Genomic DNA, 4,726 nt, shown 5'->3' with positions numbered 1-4,726 from the left:
GCGATCGCACATCCAAATCCTTTCCCCTAGAACCAGGCGATCGCACATCCAATCCCCAATTCCTCCAACCACCACCAGCCTTACATTTCAGCTTATCTCTCTAGGAACATGAACCAATGAGACAATTAGATACCAAACGCGATCGCATCCCCAATCCCCAACTTCTCCAACCACCGCCAGCATTACATTCCAGCTTATCTGTCAAAGGAATATGAACCAATGAGACAATTAGATACCAAACGCGATCGCACTCCCAATCCCATCCCCTAGAACCAAGCGATTACGTTACAAGTTTAATCTTCTAAGTAAACGCTAAATTTATAACTGTTTATTAGATATCAGCACCTAGATGTAATGGAGAATTATTTATGCCCTGCACTCGCGGTGATGGCAAGCTACATATTACCTATAACGAAATGGGTCAGGGAGATAACATCCTGATCACTTGCCCAAATGGTAATGTCGTTGTGATCGATTGTGGAACAGCACGGTGGGATGGCAATTTCTTTAACCCCCCAGGCATCCCTGCACAATTACGGGAAAGGGCAGTTCACACTGTTTTTGACAACTGTTTTCTGGGAACTAATCAGACAATCAATGTATTAATCTTAACCCATGCAGATAAGGATCACTGCAACGAATTGAAAAGCATTTTTAACCATACTTTGGCTGACGGTACACCTCGGATAAACCAGATTGATGCACTTTATCACAGTGGAAAGATTAATGATTATGAAGAGGGGTCAGCAGCTCATTATCTAACAAATGAACTTGTACCTATACATACATACGCTATCACGATCAATGACAAAAGCCAAACAATTAATGATAATCCTATCCCTGATTCAGCAGCAAACACTGCTGAAATTAATAAGACATCCCTTGTAGCCGCAACCAGACATTTTGTCAAAGTTCTGGATGGGACTGCTCCACACGGTCATAAAGAATGCGGTGTTTATATTCTAGCGAGTAATGTTGGAGCATATGCGGCGGGTGTAAAGGATAACAGTTCAGACGATAATCGCGGTAGTATCGTGACCTTGATCATTTATGGCGATAAAAAGTTTTTATTTATGGGCGACGGGACTTACCATACAGAAAAGTTTTTGCTCGATAAATATGGCGCTACTATTTCAAATGTCGAACTACTACACGCAGGTCATCACGCTAGCTATAATACATCGTCATCGTACTTGGGGGATACAAACAAGCCTCAGCCGATTAAGAATATTAATTTCATTGGTCGCGTTAACCCTCAATATCTTGCTGTAAGTGCAGCTTATGACAGCGGTCAATCCCTCAAACTCCCACGTTGGGAAACTATCAACAACTACATTAATGGTGCACTTAGGTTGGTTAGAAGAAATAATTTTGAAATCAATTGCTGGTGGTTTGTGCCTGCTGTATACGCGCCTTCAACAGGCAAAAACAAAAAAAAGCGGAAGACAGTCACCCCTGACCATAATGAGGTGGGGAGCAGAAAAACGCATCGTATGATCTCGTGTACCGGAACTCATGGTGTCCTCGACTACGATTACAAGGAACAGAATGATGGGCATGGCAACATCAGTATTGTTCGTTTTAGAAGGAGTGATCCATGAACAAGGAAACACTACTGAGCCTCCTGAATACGCACACGAGCAATCATCGATTAGACCTACCAATCGATTCTCTTCAATCGCCATCCGTTACCCAACAGTTCGATGCGTTTCTGGCAAGTGAAAATTTTATCCTCGATCCAGTCACCAATCAACAGGAGAACGGTAACACAATATCATTTACTGGAACAGGTGGCAATGCACTATTTAAAGGCATGACCCTCACAGCCCAATTCACCGCTGGCGATCCTGTTCAGCTTGTTCTCACTGCACAAGGTGGCGCAAATTGGAAACTCTACAACAGTTTACCTACGCTGCAATATACGCTGGGTGAAGCGCTACTTTTTGACAATGCCAGGTTGCAATTAGCATCCCAAACCATAGCAACTATCAGTACGGGTTTATGGTTCAATGGCAAACTAAATCTGTCCAGCAGCCTGGGTTTATTCCTATTTTTGATTGGCAGTACTGAATCAGTCTTCGCAGGTCAAATTACTACCCTGCAAGATGGCGTTCCCATCATGCAGTTGAACACCTCAGTCCGCAGCGGCACGAATCTTGAGTTTTTCTCTTTGGGGCCAATTACCCTTCGACTGATTAGTCAAGCGCAGCCTCCGTTGCGGGATGAAACACTCGCTCAACCCAGAATTTTCTTTGAATTTACCAGCAGTATCCAGTTTACGGCAAAAGGTCAGCCTCGATCAATTCCTCTGGTTGCTAGTATCTATAATGCTGCAACATCCATCAGAGTTGATGCAGATTTGACTCAGGGAATTGATGCTGCCTTAGATGAGATTAAAGCTTTAACAAACTCCATTGGACTCAATACTCTGTCATTTGGCGACTTTAAGTTAGAGAACATCATTAAACTGACTCAGCTAACACTCTACGTGAATCCCAGTGCATCGACCAAGTTGACCAATGTGGCTCTCCGCCTCAAGTCAGCTAAGTCTTGGGATTTGCTGAAGACTCCATCGGGGCAGCCGTTGCTAAGGCTACAGGAAATTTCCGTTACGGTGGGGTTGCGCTCGCCCTTTAGTGTTGCCAATTTGTCAGCTTATCTTGAAGGACGCATCCAAATTGGCGGCGGTTTATTAATTCTGTCGGTTGCTGCGTCATCGTCGCAAGATATTACTCTACGAGGCTATTTAGATAGCTATTCCCAGGTTACTCTAAGTGACCTGATGCATTACTTCCTGCACGATTCCAGCGATCGCACGCCATCTCTGCGAATTTACGAATTTGACATCTTGGTACAGCCCAGTCACCACTATGAATTATGGGCGAGCGTAACCGATTTGTGGTCAATTACGCTTAGTAATCAGAAAACATTCAGTTTAGATTCCGTCGAGTTGCGGCTCAGTTATACCTCAGCTAACCAACAGACCAATGCCCTAATGAGCTGTTTTCTGGGAATAGGCGGTGCGGCGCTTTCTATGACGGCTACCTACAGTACTACAGGAGGCTGGGATGTCAAAGGGGGTTTGGCTGAGGGGCAGTCGATCGAATTGGGCAATGTTCTAGCCGATCTAGAATACGGGTTTGAAGTTGAGCTGCCAGAGTTCCTTTACGAAATCCGACTGGATACCCTTTCGATTCATTTCAATACAACCCAAAAAGTTTTTGACTTTGTTATTGGAGGTGGCTTACCTGTAGAAGATGGATGGTTGGAAGTTGTTATTACAGTTCATGTTCAGCAGGTTGCCGACAGCCAAGGTAACAAACACTACGAATTCACCCTTTCTGGCATCGCAAAGATCGCCGAATTCCAATTCAAGCTCATCTTTTTGCACAACAGCACTAGCAATTATTTCTTGGCAACTTACTACCATAGCCAAGAGGCACGCAGTATAGCTGTACGGCAGTTGATTGGTAACATTTCTTCCAATATTGCTCAATATGTACCAAAAAATATCAAAATTGATTTAAAAGATGCTCTATTTGCCTATAGCAAAGCTACTGAAGGGTCTAAATTCCTCTTCGGACTCGACATCAGTGCTAACATCAACCTCTCCAACCTGCCCCTAGTGGGCAAAGAATTCCCCCCAAATCAAACAGTCGGTGTCGATGACTTACAACTCCTATTCGCTTCCAAACTATTTGACCAGACAGATTTAGACGCCTTTACACCGTTAATTCCTGAAGGCGTAACCCCACTACCTCAACTCAAAAACCCAGATTTAACCTCAACAGGTACTCAGCAGTCTTCTATCAAAGCAGGCTTAAACGTAGCCGCCCAGATAAAATTCGGCAACACCACTGAAACATTAGCGTTGCCAGTTTCAGGAACCACTCCACCAAATCCAGACCCCAATCAACCATCACCTCCTCCCTCTCCCAATACATCCGTATCCGACAACACCAAATGGTTCACCCTCCAAAAAACCTTCGGACCCGTCCACTTTGAACGAGTCGGCATCCAATACCAAGACGCCGCCCTCTGGTTCCTCCTCGACGCTGCCCTCTCCGCCGCCGGACTCACCCTCTCCCTCGACGGACTCTCCATCGGTTCCCCCCTCACCAAATTCGACCCCAAATTCAACCTCAAAGGCATCGGCATCGACTACCGAAGCAGCAGCGCCCTAGAAATCGGCGGTGCCTTCTTAAGGAAAGAAATCGAAAAAGACGGCAAAAAATACGAAGAATACGACGGCACCGCCATCATCAAAACCGAAGAACTCACCATCTCCGCCATCGGTTCCTACACCGAACTCAACGGGCACCCCTCCCTCTTCATCTACGCCACCCTAGACTACCCCATCGGTGGACCTGCCTTCTTCTTCGTCACCGGACTCGCCGCCGGATTTGGCTACAACCGCACCCTCAAACTCCCCCCCATCGAACAAATCGCCCAATTCCCCCTCATCCAAGAAGCCATTCGCCAAACTCCCCCCTTCCCTGCGAGTGTTGGGGGGCAGGGGGGGCTAGGTCAACCCGACATCACCCAAAAACTAGAAAGCCTCAAACAATACATCCCCCCAGCAACCGGAGAAATCTTTTTAGCCGTCGGCATAAGATTCACCTCCTTCAAAATCATTGACTCCTTCGCCCTCCTCACCATCGCCTTTGGCAACCGCCTTGAACTCAACCTCCTCGGCATCTCCACCCTCATCGCCCCCCCAGAAGCC

The 4,726-nt window shown here is 46.1% G+C and carries 2 protein-coding genes; both read left to right on the top strand.

Annotated features, from left to right (window positions below; genetic code table 11):
- Positions 1–368 precede the first annotated feature (368 nt).
- Positions 369–1,601, top strand: coding sequence for a hypothetical protein (locus ACLFWI_RS27125; RefSeq protein ID WP_446415512.1), 1,233 nt, complete (start codon positions 369–371; stop codon positions 1,599–1,601).
- Positions 1,598–4,726, top strand: a 3,129-nt coding sequence (locus tag ACLFWI_RS27120; protein ID WP_446415511.1) for a DUF6603 domain-containing protein, incomplete at its 3' end; no start/stop codon positions are given. The genes ACLFWI_RS27125 and ACLFWI_RS27120, both read left to right, overlap by 4 nt.

Source organism: Coleofasciculus sp., from assembly GCF_046539235.1.
GTDB lineage: Bacteria > Cyanobacteriota > Cyanobacteriia > Cyanobacteriales > Coleofasciculaceae > Coleofasciculus.
Note: the sequence above shows the minus strand (reverse complement) of the source record. Positions and strands in the feature narration are given on the sequence as shown.